The following is a 16,327-nucleotide window of genomic DNA, read 5'->3' as shown; positions in this document are numbered from 1 at the left end:
GAGGTGCGTGAATTCTTTGTAATTATTACAAAAGGCAAAGGAAATTTATGTTAAAATGATATTATCGATACTGGAAAGTTTTTGAAATGATGTTCTTACACTAACAGGGCAGGTTAGTTCAATAAGTAGGGAAATTTTGAAGATGTAATGAAAGAGATATAAAGGGGAAAAGGATGATGAAAAACAAGAAACAAACAAAGGGTAAAATCATTCGCGGTAAAACAGCAGAAGAAAGATTTAAAGAAATACACGGAATGACTATTCAGGAATGGAACGCAAAGCGAGAAGAAGAGTTTAAAGCTAAAACTGGAATGACTGTCGATGAATGGTATGTGAATCAAGTAAAAACAACAACACCTTTTGAATTTCTTAAAGATCCCAAAGGTACTATTGCAGAAGAAGATGTAAATCTAATTAAGGATTTGCAAGAATTGGGACTTAAAGATGAAGTAATAATTGTTTTACTGCATTATGTTATGGTGATCAGTAAAATTGGTTTAGTCCATTCTTTGGTCAAAGAAATGGGTAAAAGTTGGCACGAAAACAATCTAACGAATGTAGAAGATGCAGTGATATTTATTAGGGAAGAGCAGAAAAAGTACAAAGGATCAGAGAATAATTACCAATAAGAACGTAAAGTGAATATGTCCGATTTAAATAACATGTATAACATCAAAAAGCAATGCCGCTATTTTTGTTGAACTCTTATTAAACAAACGGGGCAGGTTAGTTCAAGAATGACTGAAGGAAATAATTGCATTGATAATGAAATATAATGATATAGGGGGAGTGATAATAATTGAAAAAAATCATTTTTATTTTGTCCTTTATGTTTTTATCAATCGGTATATTTGGTTGTCAGCAAAACAATGAAAAGAAGGTTGATAGTACACCATTTAACACAGTAGAAAAGATAACTTATTATGGAGAGGCAGAATACTGGAAAGCCACGATAGTTAATGAAGTTTCAAAAGGCTCATATGAAACAGATTTCACCTTGAGCATTGAGTACAAAGGCGATTTAGGAGATTTAAAAGATGTACATCAAATTAGTTACATTTATAAATACGGAGGAGAACGAAAACGTTCTGAAAATGCACCTGAAGGGTTATCTCCAATAAAAGAAGCTATCGTATATCAAGATAGGTCAAGGATAGATAATGGGTATGTTAATGAACAAACAGTTATCCCGTTTAAAATTGAGTGGAATGACAATGTAGAGGAATTTGAACTAAAGTATAGCAAGTAATCGATCAATTTAATGCACATCATCTAACAAACAACGGGTACGTTGATCCAAGAAGGATTAACCGCCTTTTTTGCTGAATTCCTTATTAAACAAACGGGGCAGTTTAGTTGAATAAGGATTTTTGTAACAAACTTGTACAAACTAGACCTAAATATAAATTTAGGATGAGAACTTTGAGGATAACATTTACCTTTTTATTGTTCTTATTGGCTGTATTAGTTTGTGGGACCAATATCGGAACCGTCTATGGAAGTGAAAATAACAAACCCGATCTATATGAAAAAATATATCCTGAAATAGGATATAAAAGTGTTGATGAGGCTAAAAGGGATTTTGAGCAGCATTTTAAACGAGAACTAAAATTACCGCTAAGAGTTCCACCTTTATCATTTACTCACCATTTTGGCAGATTTAGTGATTTGGACGGTGAGTTGAATGACTCTTTTGAGGTGGAATTTGTAAGTGATATAACACCAGAAAACCATTATCAAATTGATGTCAAGCCAGTTAAACATAAAATAACCATAAAGGATGAAAAAGTTTTAAAAGTTTACAAATTAAAGAACGGAAAAAATGCAAAGTATATGAATATCTCGGGTTTTTATGTACTAGTTTTTGAAAGAGATAATTGGCAATATATCTTTAGTGTTAGTAAAAGAGTTTCTGATAAGGTTACTCCTGAAACCTTAGTTCAGATAGCAAACTCAATTGACTATTCCGTTGAATAAAGTAAAAAAATGTCCAATTAAAGGCGATAATCCAGGAAGGATTAGCCGCCTTTTTTGTTGAATTCCTTATTAAGCTAACGGTGCAGTTGAAGAAGCATATTAAATTTTGCAGATTTTCAGTGGCTAATGCTTTTAGCTCTACCATTATTATTGCTGTATAACGGCAAGAAAGGGTTTGGGTTTAAATACTTCTTCTACTTCTTCTATCCAATACATATCATCCTTCTCTATTTTATTGGCAAGAACATACAATGATGTGCTGAAATAGTTTTATATTATCGATCAATTTGAAGCTCCTTTGTTCAAGTAATAAGTGTTTTGTTCACGAAGGATCAGCGGTCTTTTTGTTGTATTCCTTAAAGAACATACAGGGTAGTATAGTTCGAGTGTTAATGGTATAATTTTACAAAGGTGTAATTGCATAAAATGGGGGGATAAAATGAAAAAATTTATGGTTTTGGGAAGTCTATTGTTTATATTTTTAGCTGCTTGCTCAACTAATACAACGTTAACTACCGATGAAGAAGTTACAAACCTTGTAAAAAGTTATTTAGAGGCTTTGGAAACAAAGGATATATCATCAATGGTAAAATACGCTGATGATATAAGATTTCCAGATAAAGTCGAGCAAAAAGAGCAATATTCAAGTATTGACGAAGATATTACTGATACTAAAATAGTAGAGCTTAAAAAAGTTAGTGGAACTGAGTTTGAGGCAACTGTTGAACTAATTAATAATGGAAATTTAGCTGAATATACTTTCCCTGTTGAAAAACAAAAAACAGGTTGGAAAGTTATCGTTGGACAAGACTCAAATTAATTATAGACTGTTCTTATTCAATTAAAAGGTGCGTTGATCCAGGAAGGATTAACCGCCTTTTTTGTTGAATTCCTTATTATGCTAACGGAGCAGGTTAGTTAGACAATAGAATCAATAATATTGGTGAGAGAGGGGAATTTTTTTGCAAAAAAATTTAGCTTTTCACATACCAATTTATACACTTGATAATTCAGCCTTCCCAAAGCCTTTGAATGAAAACTACGATTATTGGGTTCCGCTGATAAGTTGCTTTTTAGAAAAAACGGACACTGTTGAAATTCATTGTTGGAATGAAGAAGTTGAAACTATTAAAGAAATTAAAGCTCTCCCTTTAAGTAAATTTAAAACGTTTAAAGAAGAAAATATCACTATTTTTAAGGGGAAGAAGAACTTAATACTTTTAAATTATTTATTGAAAAACTATACGAATAATCTTGGGGACTTCAAGTGGTTCACAGTTAATTTAGATTTAGGTATAGTGCCTATTTTCCATTCAGGTCACTGGGGAACAGAATTCTTTGTACCTAATACTACGGAAAAAGAAATCGCTATTATTAAAAGTGTAACCCCACCTGAAACAAGTTTTCATCAATATTAATAACCTCCTTAATCTAAAATGGGCAGCATTCCTGAAAAATGTTTGTGAAGAAACGTACTTAAACTATAGGGTGTTTATGTTTAATAAGATAATACAAAAAAGCTTAGAGTTGAAAATTACTCTAATCCTTATTGTTTGTGAAAAATACTGTGATTTTTGTTCTGAAATTTATGTTATTTGCTTTGTGTTAGGTCTCCGATTTAACGTTTTGCACCTCACAAGTAAACCGACTAGTTAATTCTTCAGGTCGTTTTTTTCGTGCTTTTCCTGAGATCTCGAAGTGAGGGGGTAGACAGAGCTCCTCCTGAGTCTCCAGTGTGTACCTTCTTCTACCTGATTGTATTTAACCGGTTGTATTATACCTTGTTCTCCTTTATTCGCTTCTCTACATTCATTCTTGCCAGCTATCATTAAGAGTATAGATTTCGTTATTCATCCAGGAAAGGTGGAGAAATAAATTACCATTCAACTACGTTAGTTTGTTAATATATGTTTGATAAGACTACTCGGGGGATTAAAGATGAATATTTTACAGATCAATATATTTGACGCTTACTTGAATTGGGATGATTATAGCGAAATAGAACGCAAGTTGCGGCATACTGGTGTTTACGCTACCGAAGAAAACGTTAAACAAGTGGAAAAACATTTGAGAGACTTAATAATGGACGATAAAAATGATGGGATAAAGGTAGAAATCAATTCCTATAATAATCACCATTTTATAGACGTATTTCTCTTTCTTTCTATCGACAACCAGGGAGATAAAGAATATGATATCCGATACATAAATGATTACCTTGATTCACATTACGAAACCATAACCGAAAACATCCGGACAGAAGAGGTTTACTTCGACAATTATTTATATATTGAATGCCCATCAGAAGAAATGGAAGAAATAATTAAAGATATTAATCAAGGAAAATACGATGTACATATAGTTTCCGAAAATAAAATTACGATTGAAAAGGGATTCAGTACCTTTATGGATGGGTTCCTTTTAGGAATTGCCCAAAATGCTTCATGGGACATGATAAAGATGTCGCTTACTTATTTATCTGCAAAATACGGAGACGTAAAAATGGTGGAAGTTCGTGGATTAAACCATAAAGCACTGCGGGCAAATGTAGCCAAAGCTGCAACGCTTAAAGAACATCAACTTCAACTTGTTTCATTTGATGAAACAGAAGAGGCAGAAAGGTTCGAGGCTATTTATAGGAGTGCAACTGAAAAATTTACAGTAACCAGCAACATAGAAGGAGATTTATTAAAATTTTCACGGGAAACTGTTCAACTTTAATAAAAGAGCCTTTCTAATTCTTTAAAGGGTTCCCTTTTCGGGTGCTTTATTGATAAATGGCAATAAAAATGACGTGTGAATTGGCACACGTCATTTCCTTATTTATTAAGGTTTTTCCTTGTTTCTTCATTTCTTTACACAGCAATTGACATCATAATTTATAATTGTCATTAAGATTGTACGATTAAATATAGCGCCATAATAGCTTTCAATTTCAAATGCCACTTGAGATGTTGGGATGCTTTTTTGATTGATAAATTATGTATTTTCAATAATACTTTTAATTATTAATGTTTACTTGCAGACCGCTTAAAACTTTTGCGATCTGTTGAAACTAATTTTCCCTTTACTTCACCGATTTATCCAATTCACAAAAAGTGCTACAAGAATACCGCTAATCACTTCAACTATTAAATGGTTAATCATTTTCTCCCCCCCATTCTTTTAAAATGGAGAATCGTAATATCACTGTATTCATTTTTGATTTATCTGGTGCAAATACCGAATAGAATATTTTTCAACTGAGCTTTGATAACTTTTTTAAATCTTAAACGTCTTACATACATAGGGGGAGGGAGAATGGGAGAACCATTAAATAATGAAATCCTAAACAGAGAACTTAATATTGTTTTTCGGTACCTGATAAAAAAAGGTGTGCCTCACCTGGATGCTCAAGACGCAGTGCAAGAAACAGCATTCAAATACCTCAAATATACTGATACTATTCGTTCATCTAAAGTACGAAGTTGGTTAATTCGAGTCGCATTGAATTATTACTATGATCAATGCCGGAAAAACAAAAAATACATATTGAATTTAAACGAAGAAATGATTGAGGACCAAGTCGAAGAACTCCCCGAACTTATTATTCTAGCCAAAGAGCGTGTAGAGGAATTTCGTATATTACTTATTAATTTGAAGCCACTTTATTCAGAACTTCTTCTTTTAAAATATGAGTCTGATTTATCATATGCTGAAATTTCTCAACTACTGGGGATGAGTACGAGTTCGGTAAAAACGAATCTATTTCGAGCTAGAAAAAGTTTATTAAAATGTTTTAAGGAGGCTCATTATGAACGATAAAAGAAATTCTAATCAAACCTCAGAAATAGATTTTTTAAGCGATTCTTTATTCCAACGGTCGGTAAAAAAGACAAGATGGAAACAATTCGGGTTATACACACTTATTTCTATCGTTACAGTAATTATTTTTATTTTCACCATTCATCTTGGAACAGAGTATCTCCTACATAAAAAGATACAAGCAGCGGATAACCAACAGCAGCAAAAGTTTGTTAGTGATAGACTTTTAAAAGGGGCTGGATTTACTAATCGCAGTACAAGGTATCATTACAATATTTTTAGTGTAGAGGGTGAAACCATCTATTATAAACGAATAGGGAATAGACAATTCGTTTGGGACACAAAGACGAAGAAGTATCCTGCAATAGGGAAAGTAGAAATAATAGATCGTGGGAGTGGAATGACTGAAATAAATCAAATGGATGAAGATGCAAAAAGGGTTGTCAGGTATAATCAACTAAATAATGAAAGGATAATCGACTTTTATTATCCCAATATAAGGTATAACTTTTTACCACAGGAGTTGGATATTGCCACAGGGTTAGATGAAAACACGTTAATTGAAGTGGCTATTTCCTTTAATGAACCGATGACACTAAGTGATTTAGGAGAAGTGTTAGGATATAAGAATGTTGATTGGTTATGGGTCAATTCAAAAACGAAGAAGCAAATGGAAAAAATAAATGGTATGCAAGATGCTGATTCTGATTCAATAAAAGTCCTAAATGGGGATAATGCCTATGGTTTTGTAGTTTCAGAAGAATATCCATACTCATACTCTGATTTGCCAAACGAAAATACAACGATTAGTGGAGCCGTAATTAGTGGGACACCTCAAGAATTGGAAAGATTTTTGAACTTGGATATTATTAGAGCCTCTGTGATAGGTGTAACGATTGATAAGTATTAATAGCAGAATTCAGGGGCAATGTTGAATTAGTCCTTACAGTGATCTTCAATAATCGGGTACTTATATTCAAAATCAGCTGCCGAACCAGGCGGCTTTTTTTGATCAACTAATGGGGCGGGAGTTCAATAAAAAAACACAAAGAATAGTCAGTGCCGATGATTGAAAATGTTATAATTTAGAAAAGGGGTGGTTGTATGAAAGGTGATAACAAACCTTTTAATGATGTAATAGACCATTTTAACGAGATTGAGGTAAACGCTGGTAATCCTGCTAATAATAAAATAAACAAGTTGCCAAAACCATTAAAATATATCGGATACTTTATGATTGGTTTTATTTCATTATCCATTCTATTAATGTTCTTTTTAAATTTATTTAACTGATAGGCTGCCGTAATAGGCGGCTTTTTCTAGTTCAACTACCGGGGCAGTTTAATTGAGGATAGGAGAGTACAAAAATGAAAAAGAAAATGAACATTTTATTCTTACTTTTAACAATCACCTTTATGGTCGGTTGTACCAACGTAGAAGATGCACCCACCACAGTTGTAGAAACAGGATCGCAAGATGCAATCGCAGCCGATAGAGATAAAAATAATGCAAAAGAAGAAACTGTCACCACGGTTCCGGAAGAAACGGCAACCCAACCAAATAATGAACTGTTTTCAGGCTACAACCTTATTGAAGTTGATGGCGGAGATTTGTCTGGGCATCGTGAACCTAACGTCGTCGTTGACATTGGCTTTGGGGATCGCGAGTATTGGGCATTCACGAATGAATACGGACAACTAGTACGTGTTATCGCTGAAGAAATCATCCTACAAGATGACAGTAGCGAGCCTGTATTATCGTCTGGCAGATACTATTCTGACGAGGCAAAGGTTTCGGGTGTTGAAAGTGACGATTTAGATGAAGGACATATCATTGCTGATTCCCTCGGAGGGGTATCAAATGCTTATAATATTACCCCGCAAGACAGCATACTCAATCGACACGGCGATCAAGCTTATATGGAAGATTCGATCAGGAGAGCAGGTGGCGCTGCTGACTTTGAAGCAGTTATCACGTATCCGAATACAAAGACACAGATTCCATCACATTATAAATACACGTATACGATAATGGGTAACAAGATTGTTGATACATTTGACAACGTGAACCCTGACGAAGTAAACGAATCACTCGGTTTAACAAATACTGAACCAGTTGAATCAACTGAACCTGTTGAATCAAACGGTGATATTTCCAGAGTTGATACAAACGGCAATGGGCAGGTGACGATCAAAGAAGCAAAGGATGCGGGCTTTAAGATGCCAATTTCAAGCGATCATTGGTTATACCCGTATATGGACGATCGTGATAACGACGGTTTGGTAGGTGAGTAAGCCCCCCAGAGCTTTGAGGCAAAACAAATAAACAAAAGAACGTTTTCCTCCTTAATTGGAAACGTAAGGTGAAATATATGGAAAATGATAAATGTGGAGAGTGGTACTAATGAGGGTACTGTTGGAGTTAATACGAATAGTGTTTTTATTTGTATTTATCGGAGGTATATTTAGTGCCTTTATAAATTATGTGTATTCGAAATTAGGAACAAACATAGACACCTTTGGCTGGATGGGACTTATGGCTATTCTGCTTTTATTATTTGTACTGTATAGAAATAAATATCAGTTTAGTGGATGGTACAAAGGCAAAGGACGAGAAAAACTTTCTCCAAATGTATCAAAAGGGCTAATTTCTATTTCAATAATATTAATGTTGTTACCTCCATTTTTATGTTTCTTCTTAAGCTAACCGGACAGGTTTGTTTAAGAAGGGATTTGTATTTACTTTCAGAATATAATTATTTAGACAGATATAGGGGGAATACAAATGGAGTTCTATTGGGTGGGCTTTATTTTTTGGTTTTTAATTATTGCCTCGTTCTTGTCATTAATAGTGAGTTTATTGAAAAAATCTTGGAAAATATTAATATTCAGTGGAATTTCAATTGTATTACCATCACTTTATTTTGCTGGTGGAGAGAATTGGGTCAGGCTAATCGTAATTTTTCCCTTAATTCCTTTTGTACTCGCTTACTATACCAAAAAGGGAGTTTAGTCCTTTTATAATTTCGTAAGACTGTTTAAGTAACGGATGCTTGTTGGTGTTTCCAAAGCCTACTGTTATTACGCTAACGGGGCAGGTTGGTTGAAGTATTGGTCGATAGGTTAAGAAAATAAGTCATAAATAATTTATAGTTTTAGACCGTCTATTTGACAGTCAAAAAAGGGAGGGAACGAAATGAGTAAGAATATAAAGTATCTGATTATATCTGTTTTGTTAATATGTATGTTAATCCCTAGTTACTTTTACATCCGATTCCAAATGCTCCCCGAATATAAGATCGAGTATAATGCCGGAGAGGAAATGATTGATGGCAAACCATATGCCCTACATTACGTGTATTTTAAGAATCATTCATTTAAATCAGTAAACCCATTCATTTATATTGATGATTACCCTCTAGGAAAGCAGATTGGGAGGACGGAGACAGAAACCGTTTTTGCAGTAGAAGGACATAAAGATTTAATAGCCGTAAGAGGATTTATGAGTGAACCTACTTATTTTCAAAGAGACTAGGGAGCTTGATTAGCATCATCACTTACACTTGAAAAAGCATGTAATTTTTTTGTTAACTTCCTTATTGAACAAACGGGGCAGGATAGTGGAAGAAGGATAATTAACAAAGATGAGAATACAATGTATGCTTATCTTTATTAGTTAACAGCAGCACCCTACCCATTAGAGCAATACATCTCTCTCATAGCAGGGGAACCCATTTGTTTACCTACAAATAGTATTTAGAGGATTCGTAGTAGAGTAAAAAATATACATTGAACCACTAATTTTTATGTATAATATTGTAAAAAGTTGTGGAGTTGTTCTATGTGAAAAAATAATGATGGGGGTAATAGGAATCCTAAGATAGGATGGAATATGTTCGTCCGAGGAATACCCAAAACAGCATTATACAGTGAAGAGTATATAACCTAATGGAGAGGATTGAAGCTACTTTGAAGGGAAAATATGGTCTGTTATCGTTTATTTTAGCTATTGTAGGTATTTTGCTATTTTACTTGAGTTCTCTAGGAAGTAATGGAATATTCAACCCTTATTTATTCACAGGGCTTGCATCTTGGATAACAAGTGTTGTGTTAGGAGTTAAAGGAGTCAAAACAAACGAAAATGGTTCCTTAAAATATGTTGGTATGGGAATAATTTCACTAATGGTTATAGGCTATGGATTGTTAATAGTCATAATTGGAATTCGTGGGTTCGGAGCATAACAGAGCATAAAAAGCATTCTTGTACAGAACATTAGTCTTAAAGGGTGATGTTTTTTTGTACTACAAGACGCTATTCCACGCTTTGGTGGCTCTTTTTAAACTTAAAGAGCCTCATAAACATATGGAGCAGCATTACTGTAAAATACGAAGTTTCTGAAAAAGGGTACTTAAACATACTATTGCTAATGCTTAATAAGACTGTTTAATTTATAACAAAGAAACCTCGCCATTTTAGTGGCGAGGTTTGCTTTCTTCTATAGCCATTTGCAATGTCAAAAAAGACTGTAATTTCGATGCATTTTTTTAGAAAAGCACCTCACTATTTCTCGGACTCTCTTTCCACTACAATGTCGACGCCTGTCTGACTTTCTCTTCATCGACTTCGTCGGTGTGTAGGTGACAGATGAATTAAATCGTCTTTGCCAATCTGCTCACCTGGCATATTCTTCATAAATAAACGGATTATTAACTGCTTTATTAACGTGTCCATTCATGCTAAAAGCTGTGGCTAAATGCTCTAATTCAATTTTGGGTGCACCATCTTCAATTGCAAGATATGCTGCTTCACGAACAAGATTCATGATTGTATCCATTAATCCCTTAGAGGCATCAAAAATCCTCAGGCACATCTCTTCGTCAGTAAAACCTGAGCTTTCTTCAAAAGGCAGGTTCCGCTCAATTTCATGAAGAAGCCTTTGGAAGGCTTGCCTTTCCTTTTGCGTCGAATAACCAAACTGTGACAAATCCAATCGGTTTTTAACACGGCGGCTGAGCTGTTCATTTTCAACCAATACCTGCTTGCAATCAGGGAGTCCAAAAAAGATGACAGGTATTCCAGCAGCGTTAATAATACTTTTAAACCAGTCTGCTGTATCATAGTTGATACGCTTGTTTTTGGCATTAATAAAGTGTTGGAATTCATCCAATATAATAAGCTCAATGCCATTTTTAGTGATATATTGGGAGAGCCGGGCAATTTTATTTGCAACAGTGCCTGTGTAATAATAAGCATCTCCCATTTGCTTTAATAACGCCTCTGCCAAAAATGCTTTGGAAGCAGGACTAGGGATGCTAGCACTTAGAATCCTCCTCGTAGTCTTATAATCACCAACATCAACTTTATCGTACTGCTCGACATAATGCTTGATAATGGTTGTTTTCCCAGTACCCGATTCACCTGTAATTACAGCAGACATTGGTTCTAAAGACTTTTTTGATCTTTTATGGCACATTTCAATCATTTTAATCGCACTCTTGAAAGCTGGATGAATAATGCGCATCTTTTGAACAAGTTCCCACTTCTGCTGTTTTGACAAATTTGAATAGTCCATACTATACCTCCTAAGTAAATTATTCAGCCACATACGAATCAAATTCATCATCATCAACGAGATAGGGGTTTTTAATTGGGATAATCTTTCTTGGTTTTTCCTTTTTATTTGAAGGTACCGCGTTGGTTTGTTCCTTTAGGGCTTTATGATTCGTTTTGTTTTTCTTCTTTCCGGTCACAAGATCCTGCGTTCCAATGCCATCAGCCCTGGCTGCCATTTCGGTTTTACGGGTCTTGGTTGATGCCCTCGCTGCCTCAATCATCTCCTGAAGTTCTAACCTTGTACGGGCTAGAGCTGACATATCAACTTCCCTTTGTTCTTTATTCAAATGCTTAATAATCATCCGATGGGTATACAGCCTTAACCCCTTGGTATATTCCTGATCCGTACAAGGGACAAGAATATACTTTTTATTGATTGGATCATACACATGAATGCTTGATATATCATCCGGATTAATCTTGAACTTAACAGTTTTGTTGTTCCCATATTCCTTAATGACTGCTAACTTTAACCCATGAAGTTCAGACGAGTCGTAATCCAAGTGGCTATACCGGATGCCATACCTTTGAATCGTTCCTTGACCTAAAAGTCCTAAAATAATTTCCCAATCAGGTTTAAAGGCGGAAAGACATGGTCTGACTATTCCGCTTGTCTTGCTTTCCCAGAGTTTCTGTGGCACAGCTCCTACTCCTTTGTGAAGCTCCCTGCAATATTCATCCAGAAGCCATTTGTGGAAAATCGCAATAAACTCGTCGAAAGAAATAACGGCATTTTTCTTTGGATCATAATCGTCCCGTTCGATGACATTTGAGAAGCTTGTACCAGGTGACTTGTGCAGCAATTTTGAATTTATAGTCCTAAAAGACCTTTCTATTATGCCTTTCTCCCACGGTCTTCTGGCTTTTGTATGAAAAAGCTCGATTCCCAAGTGGAGGCACACATCATCAAGTGATTTGCTGTGGAATTCCTTCCCGTTGTCAACCACTAGAACCTCGGGGAGTCCATATGCTAACCAGTTATTTTCAACGTTAGGAAAAAGCCCTTTTACATAATTTTTAGGCGATATTGCATGTTTAAGAGCGTACATGACAGAGGTGAAAGACGGATTTTCGAATCCGATATAAAAACCAAGGGGATACCTTGTTGCACAATCTATGAGGTAAGATAAATACGGTCTCCCTAATGGCAATCGACGTTCCTCATCAACAACAAAAAGGTCCAGTCGGGTATGATCGAATTCAACTCTTTCTAAAGGAAATTCCGGGTCTTTTTTCAAAACCGTACGCCCATACTTTGAATGTGCGTGTCTGTGTCCATATCGTGCTTTAGCAGCTTCAATCAAATCCAGTTTGTGAATTCTTCGGCGTACTGTTGCTTCGGAAGGAATAGGATACAGCTCTAATCCCTCTTTTTTCCTGGCTTTATTTTTAACATCAATAAGTCCACGAATATGCCGTTGAAGTCCTGTCACAGTTTCTTTCTCACGACGCATGTAATACTTTTGAATGACATTTGTGATAGTGGCTTCAACTACTTCAGGAAAAAAATCCTTGTGATTTTTGCCGCAGTTATCGTAATTTGACGAAAGTGAAAAGAAATTTCCTCCACTCTCCTGATAATCTTTTATCCATCTGTAAATGGATGCCACAGAACCTTTTTTACCATCTTTCTGCAACTCTTTAGCCCGTTGCTCGATATCCTTTTTACCTACTCGGTCTAATTGTAATAAAGGATAGATGGCATCATACTTTTCAACAATGCGTTTTCGTTCATCCGTGTCCAATTGGCTTAAATCCGGAAATTTATCGCCATAAATCCCTTCATTAATCTCAACCGTGTTCTTCCCCATAGCATGGAACCTCAAATTGCCTTCATCATAATGTTCCAGAATTTTTTCAAGAGGCATAGTCTGCTCTCCGCCGTATGACAAATTCCTAACAATGAATTTATTGTTTGGGAGTTCCTGGACAATTTCATAAGCTATGTTGTTGTGTAGTAGAAATTTTACTCCAACTCCTGGTACTACTCTGTTCACCTAATCACCTCCGACATATGTGTCATTAAAGTTAAGAAAGGCACACTAGCGGGTTACCGTTTGTTTCGTATACTATCGTGTTCCATCCTACTCATAATTTCTTTAACCTTTGCAACCCAACTATCCAATTCATTTCCGTGCACATAGTCTGCAGCTTATCTTTTCCTTTACTAAATAATGGTTATCGCTAGGAGAATGTAGCTGGTTTTTATTCTGGCGATATCTTTTCATTTTGTTATCTTTACGACTAGAGAGATGAGGATGAAGAATAAAGAGCTCTTCTGTGTGATTAGTCAAATTCCGAACCTGAAACATATAGTCTGAAATTTGTCCAACGATTTCCCATGTAGTGTTGTTGAAAGTAAAGGTTGTACCTTCACCAAAGTCTTTCATTTGATTCACCCCTTTCATATATTTTCGGCTTAGATAAGAAGGAATTTCTTGGTCGTACTAGGGAATAACTTCCCAAGCAAACCCCAGCCTAAGCCTTGGTAAAAGGCATGACATCGGAGGAAAAACCCTACGTTTTTTTCAGTAAATAAATGTCACTCCTCGTTTTTTAAAGCGGAAAAATACCTGTGAAGGATTTATTAAATAAAACCGTATTTTTCCTCTTGGTTTCAAAACCATCAAAAAGGAAGTTTTAAATATTTTTTCAAGTGGTTTCAAAACCATATTAAAATTGCTCTCCAATCGCATATTTCGGCATAAACCGCTATCTGGGTAATGGTACACTAATTTTACTCTAGCAATTCAACTGTTAATTCCATTATTTACATATTTTCTAAAAATATTCACCGTTTGGTGAAAAATGTCAAAAGGGAGATATTTATTATGTCGTTCGGAAGCAATATGCGTTACATACGAGTACAAAAAAATATCACTTTGCCGCAACTTGCTGAAAGCCTAGGGGTATCCGCAAATTATTTAAGTAAGCTAGAACAGGATAAGGGGAAGTTAAAACCGGAGTTTTTGCCAAAATTGGCTGAAGCGCTTGATATTGATATGAAAGATTTTTACAGGACTGATTTGCCTGCCATTTTTAAACGATGAAGTCGAGCCTAAAATTCAAATGTTTAAAATTTCCATATTATAGACAGATTAAAAATATGGATCGATTAAAAATAATATGCAAACAAAAATCAAAAACAGTTATATCTGCCCAGCTACGGATGGAAATCGAAAAACTTCAGCATCATCTTTCAATCCACTTTACCTATGAATCATCATGCGAAATAAAGATGCGCACCAAAACGAAACAATTTGACATTAAATTAAACCATCTTGATAAGGAGATATATGTACTGGGCAAGAATGAGGTAGTGAGGGCTTTTACCTCTGTACCACAGTTCCGTAAATGGATTATTGGCGGCTGCAGTTAATATCAATTGGCATTAAGAAAAATCCCTTCCAATTAGGAGGGGATTTTTTTAGGGTAATAGGAATTGAATTGATTAAAGAATATCCAGTCGGTGAAATATTATAAAAATTTACGTCCGGTTCAATAGTTTGTTAAACCTTCAGCACGGTACCTCAGAGGTGCTTTTTTGTTTTATTACAAAAAAGTGTCAATCATTAATATTGTTGTTTGAGGAAAAATAATAAAACTATTTTTGACACTGTAAGGTGGTGAGTTATGGATGAAGAAGTTATTAATATTAATCCTAGTGGTTACTGGGAGTTTTCTCCCCAATCTTCAGGCAAATGCAAATACCCTAATAAAATCAGATGACGTTGCTTCTCTTCAAATAAGCCGGTTATCTGGGGGCTCGCGTAATTTTAGTGAAAAAGATGGTATTGAAGAGTTCGTCATCAGGAAGGTTGTTGATTGGGTAAACACCGCAGATAATGTAAAAGAACCAACGGAATTAGTTAATAAAATGACACCAATCGCCTTACTAAAAGTAAAAATGAAAAATGGTGATGTTGCAATAATAGAACCTGCATACAATTGCCATGTTCAAAACCAATCAACTTTTTGCACTCTGGCAGATGGTGATGTCATCCTTACCCGGAATAACCAAAAAGTTCGATTGCAATCGGTTCCAATTTTTGATTGGCTGCTGACAGGATGGAAATATGAAAGAACAAAACCACCCGAAGATACGAAAGAATTAATGGTAAACGATATATTGATGCTTTTATTGGGTCCGGAAATTGACAAAGCGGTTAGCGATTATTATTCTAAATATTTTACTGAAACTCCATCGGTCTATCCTTACCAGGTTGAAATTGTAAATTTAGAAAGAGTTGGAGGTTTCCGTACATTTCATTTTTTGATCACATTAGAAACTACACCAGTAGTTGGACCACATATTTCTGTAGGAAAAGACCGGTTGATTTTTGAAATTTCACCAACCATCAAACCAGGTCAAATTAAACTAAAGAAATTTGAACACCTTGAAACACATGAGCTTCCGCCGCATTGGAAAGACATAATAATAGAGCGATCCAAGTAAAAAGTTTAGGTCATCACTTTTTTGATGAATCCCTTATTGAGCTAAAGGGGCAGGGTAGTTTAACAATAAAATCACTCCATATGTAGGTTAAGTGTTTCATTTTCAATACCTTCTCCTATGGCTTGGACATATAAATGATCGTGAAGGTATGACCGATTAATGCTCCAAGTTAAGGTAAATGTGTTATCTTCTTCATCCGTTTTTATATCGTAACCGATTAACTTTCTCTGATTCCAGGTACCAGTTCCCGTTGGGATTAACCAAAACAAAACGGTTTCCGTATTATTAGCTTGTACATCAAATGTAATGCTCCTTGTACCATTCGGAATTTGAACCCAGTTTTCTTTTTTGGGGAAATTGGAAGAAAGGCTGATTATTTCGGGGGCAGATGACTTAATGGGTTGAGCATACGTTAAAAGAGCTAAGGACAAAAATATTTTTATAATTGACACTTTCTTCACCTCATATTATTAGTCT

General features: G+C 35.2%; 22 protein-coding genes. 18 read left to right on the top strand and 4 right to left on the bottom strand.

Going from position 1 to position 16,327, the window contains the following annotated elements; translation table 11 throughout:
• Positions 1 to 176 precede the first annotated feature (176 nt).
• The 15 genes from TY16_RS21855 to TY16_RS21790 all read left to right on the top strand — a co-directional run bounded on the left by TY16_RS21855 (position 177) and on the right by TY16_RS21790 (position 10,022).
• Positions 177 to 629 (top strand): DnaD domain protein, encoded by a 453-nt coding sequence (locus TY16_RS21855; protein ID WP_043933865.1) that lies wholly within the window; start codon positions 177 to 179, stop codon positions 627 to 629.
• A gap of 170 nt (positions 630 to 799) precedes the next feature.
• Positions 800 to 1,249 carry a hypothetical protein gene (locus TY16_RS21850; protein WP_043933864.1) on the top strand — a complete coding sequence of 150 codons (450 nt, stop codon included), beginning with the start codon at positions 800 to 802 and terminating at the stop codon, positions 1,247 to 1,249.
• Positions 1,250 to 1,422: 173 nt separating this feature from the next.
• Positions 1,423 to 1,977, top strand: coding sequence for a hypothetical protein (locus tag TY16_RS21845; protein WP_231505663.1), 555 nt, complete (start codon positions 1,423 to 1,425; stop codon positions 1,975 to 1,977).
• A 126-nt stretch (positions 1,978 to 2,103) separates the two neighbouring features.
• Positions 2,104 to 2,232, top strand: coding sequence for a TraX family protein (locus TY16_RS25930; RefSeq protein WP_081773069.1), 129 nt, complete (start codon positions 2,104 to 2,106; stop codon positions 2,230 to 2,232).
• 184 nt (positions 2,233 to 2,416) lie between these two features.
• Complete coding sequence (locus tag TY16_RS21840) at positions 2,417 to 2,797, top strand: hypothetical protein (RefSeq protein ID WP_052342827.1); 381 nt, start codon at positions 2,417 to 2,419, stop codon at positions 2,795 to 2,797.
• A 142-nt stretch (positions 2,798 to 2,939) separates the two neighbouring features.
• Complete coding sequence (locus tag TY16_RS21835) at positions 2,940 to 3,395, top strand: hypothetical protein (RefSeq protein WP_043933863.1); 456 nt, start codon at positions 2,940 to 2,942, stop codon at positions 3,393 to 3,395.
• A gap of 520 nt (positions 3,396 to 3,915) precedes the next feature.
• Complete coding sequence (locus TY16_RS21830; protein WP_043933862.1) at positions 3,916 to 4,698, top strand: hypothetical protein; 783 nt, start codon at positions 3,916 to 3,918, stop codon at positions 4,696 to 4,698.
• Positions 4,699 to 5,277: 579 nt separating this feature from the next.
• A complete protein-coding gene (locus TY16_RS21825) occupies positions 5,278 to 5,781 on the top strand; it encodes an RNA polymerase sigma factor (protein ID WP_043933861.1) in 504 nt (167 codons plus the stop codon).
• The gene (locus TY16_RS21820; protein WP_043933860.1) at positions 5,771 to 6,691 is read left to right on the top strand and encodes an anti sigma factor C-terminal domain-containing protein; all 921 of its coding nucleotides are present in this window, start codon (positions 5,771 to 5,773) and stop codon (positions 6,689 to 6,691) included. Before TY16_RS21825 ends, TY16_RS21820 begins: the two co-directional genes overlap by 11 nt.
• A gap of 194 nt (positions 6,692 to 6,885) precedes the next feature.
• Positions 6,886 to 7,074, top strand: coding sequence for a hypothetical protein (locus TY16_RS21815; protein WP_043933859.1), 189 nt, complete (start codon positions 6,886 to 6,888; stop codon positions 7,072 to 7,074).
• Between the two features lie 74 nt (positions 7,075 to 7,148).
• The gene (locus TY16_RS21810) at positions 7,149 to 8,075 is read left to right on the top strand and encodes a DNA/RNA non-specific endonuclease (protein ID WP_043933858.1); all 927 of its coding nucleotides are present in this window, start codon (positions 7,149 to 7,151) and stop codon (positions 8,073 to 8,075) included.
• 109 nt (positions 8,076 to 8,184) lie between these two features.
• The gene (locus TY16_RS27005) at positions 8,185 to 8,487 is read left to right on the top strand and encodes a hypothetical protein (protein WP_043933857.1); all 303 of its coding nucleotides are present in this window, start codon (positions 8,185 to 8,187) and stop codon (positions 8,485 to 8,487) included.
• 78 nt (positions 8,488 to 8,565) lie between these two features.
• The gene (locus TY16_RS21800; RefSeq protein WP_043933856.1) at positions 8,566 to 8,793 is read left to right on the top strand and encodes a hypothetical protein; all 228 of its coding nucleotides are present in this window, start codon (positions 8,566 to 8,568) and stop codon (positions 8,791 to 8,793) included.
• 183 nt (positions 8,794 to 8,976) lie between these two features.
• A complete protein-coding gene (locus TY16_RS21795; RefSeq protein WP_043933855.1) occupies positions 8,977 to 9,315 on the top strand; it encodes a hypothetical protein in 339 nt (112 codons plus the stop codon).
• A 413-nt stretch (positions 9,316 to 9,728) separates the two neighbouring features.
• A complete protein-coding gene (locus tag TY16_RS21790; RefSeq protein ID WP_043933854.1) occupies positions 9,729 to 10,022 on the top strand; it encodes a hypothetical protein in 294 nt (97 codons plus the stop codon).
• A 431-nt stretch (positions 10,023 to 10,453) separates the two neighbouring features.
• On the opposite strand, the gene TY16_RS21785 is transcribed toward TY16_RS21790, so the two are convergent.
• From TY16_RS21785 to TY16_RS21775, 3 genes are all read right to left on the bottom strand, one after another.
• Positions 10,454 to 11,353: an ATP-binding protein gene (locus TY16_RS21785; RefSeq protein ID WP_043933853.1), complete on the bottom strand. Its 900-nt coding sequence runs from the start codon at positions 11,351 to 11,353 to the stop codon at positions 10,454 to 10,456.
• A gap of 19 nt (positions 11,354 to 11,372) precedes the next feature.
• Positions 11,373 to 13,391 (bottom strand): Mu transposase C-terminal domain-containing protein, encoded by a 2,019-nt coding sequence (locus TY16_RS21780; protein ID WP_052342826.1) that lies wholly within the window; start codon positions 13,389 to 13,391, stop codon positions 11,373 to 11,375.
• 129 nt (positions 13,392 to 13,520) lie between these two features.
• Positions 13,521 to 13,784, bottom strand: a complete 264-nt coding sequence (locus TY16_RS21775; RefSeq protein ID WP_043933852.1) for a hypothetical protein — start codon at positions 13,782 to 13,784, stop codon at positions 13,521 to 13,523.
• A 441-nt stretch (positions 13,785 to 14,225) separates the two neighbouring features.
• On the opposite strand from TY16_RS21775, the gene TY16_RS21770 reads away from it, so the two are divergent.
• The 3 genes from TY16_RS21770 to TY16_RS25435 all read left to right on the top strand — a co-directional run bounded on the left by TY16_RS21770 (position 14,226) and on the right by TY16_RS25435 (position 15,850).
• Entirely contained in the window at positions 14,226 to 14,444 is a 219-nt protein-coding gene (locus TY16_RS21770; RefSeq protein WP_043933851.1) for a helix-turn-helix domain-containing protein, read from the top strand.
• A 56-nt stretch (positions 14,445 to 14,500) separates the two neighbouring features.
• Positions 14,501 to 14,773, top strand: coding sequence for a hypothetical protein (locus TY16_RS21765; protein WP_155922305.1), 273 nt, complete (start codon positions 14,501 to 14,503; stop codon positions 14,771 to 14,773).
• Between the two features lie 258 nt (positions 14,774 to 15,031).
• Positions 15,032 to 15,850, top strand: a complete 819-nt coding sequence (locus TY16_RS25435; RefSeq protein ID WP_052342825.1) for a DUF3888 domain-containing protein — start codon at positions 15,032 to 15,034, stop codon at positions 15,848 to 15,850.
• A gap of 71 nt (positions 15,851 to 15,921) precedes the next feature.
• Here TY16_RS25435 and TY16_RS21755 read toward each other — a convergent pair whose 3' ends face one another.
• Positions 15,922 to 16,302 (bottom strand): hypothetical protein, encoded by a 381-nt coding sequence (locus TY16_RS21755; protein ID WP_052342824.1) that lies wholly within the window; start codon positions 16,300 to 16,302, stop codon positions 15,922 to 15,924.
• Between the last annotated feature and the right edge of the window lie 25 nt (positions 16,303 to 16,327).

The sequence above is a fragment of the Bacillus sp. EB01 genome (assembly GCF_000613125.1).
Classification (GTDB): domain Bacteria; phylum Bacillota; class Bacilli; order Bacillales; family Cytobacillaceae; genus Bacillus_D.
Note: the sequence above shows the minus strand (reverse complement) of the source record. Positions and strands in the feature narration are given on the sequence as shown.

Excerpts from the sequence above, each read along its gene's own strand:
- TY16_RS21855 (WP_043933865.1), top strand. The coding sequence starts at position 177 with ATGAAAAACAAGAAACAAACAAAGGGTAAAATCATTCGCGGTAAAACA.
- TY16_RS25930 (WP_081773069.1), top strand. The coding sequence starts at position 2,104 with ATGCTTTTAGCTCTACCATTATTATTGCTGTATAACGGCAAGAAAGGG.
- TY16_RS21840 (WP_052342827.1), top strand. The coding sequence starts at position 2,417 with ATGAAAAAATTTATGGTTTTGGGAAGTCTATTGTTTATATTTTTAGCT.
- TY16_RS21830 (WP_043933862.1), top strand. The coding sequence starts at position 3,916 with ATGAATATTTTACAGATCAATATATTTGACGCTTACTTGAATTGGGAT.
- TY16_RS21825 (WP_043933861.1), top strand. The coding sequence starts at position 5,278 with ATGGGAGAACCATTAAATAATGAAATCCTAAACAGAGAACTTAATATT.
- TY16_RS21820 (WP_043933860.1), top strand. The coding sequence starts at position 5,771 with ATGAACGATAAAAGAAATTCTAATCAAACCTCAGAAATAGATTTTTTA.
- TY16_RS21815 (WP_043933859.1), top strand. The coding sequence starts at position 6,886 with ATGAAAGGTGATAACAAACCTTTTAATGATGTAATAGACCATTTTAAC.
- TY16_RS21810 (WP_043933858.1), top strand. The coding sequence starts at position 7,149 with ATGAAAAAGAAAATGAACATTTTATTCTTACTTTTAACAATCACCTTT.
- TY16_RS27005 (WP_043933857.1), top strand. The coding sequence starts at position 8,185 with ATGAGGGTACTGTTGGAGTTAATACGAATAGTGTTTTTATTTGTATTT.
- TY16_RS21800 (WP_043933856.1), top strand. The coding sequence starts at position 8,566 with ATGGAGTTCTATTGGGTGGGCTTTATTTTTTGGTTTTTAATTATTGCC.
- TY16_RS21795 (WP_043933855.1), top strand. The coding sequence starts at position 8,977 with ATGAGTAAGAATATAAAGTATCTGATTATATCTGTTTTGTTAATATGT.
- TY16_RS21790 (WP_043933854.1), top strand. The coding sequence starts at position 9,729 with ATGGAGAGGATTGAAGCTACTTTGAAGGGAAAATATGGTCTGTTATCG.
- TY16_RS21785 (WP_043933853.1), bottom strand. The coding sequence starts at position 11,353 with ATGGACTATTCAAATTTGTCAAAACAGCAGAAGTGGGAACTTGTTCAA.
- TY16_RS21775 (WP_043933852.1), bottom strand. The coding sequence starts at position 13,784 with ATGAAAGACTTTGGTGAAGGTACAACCTTTACTTTCAACAACACTACA.
- TY16_RS21770 (WP_043933851.1), top strand. The coding sequence starts at position 14,226 with ATGTCGTTCGGAAGCAATATGCGTTACATACGAGTACAAAAAAATATC.
- TY16_RS21765 (WP_155922305.1), top strand. The coding sequence starts at position 14,501 with ATGGATCGATTAAAAATAATATGCAAACAAAAATCAAAAACAGTTATA.
- TY16_RS25435 (WP_052342825.1), top strand. The coding sequence starts at position 15,032 with ATGAAGAAGTTATTAATATTAATCCTAGTGGTTACTGGGAGTTTTCTC.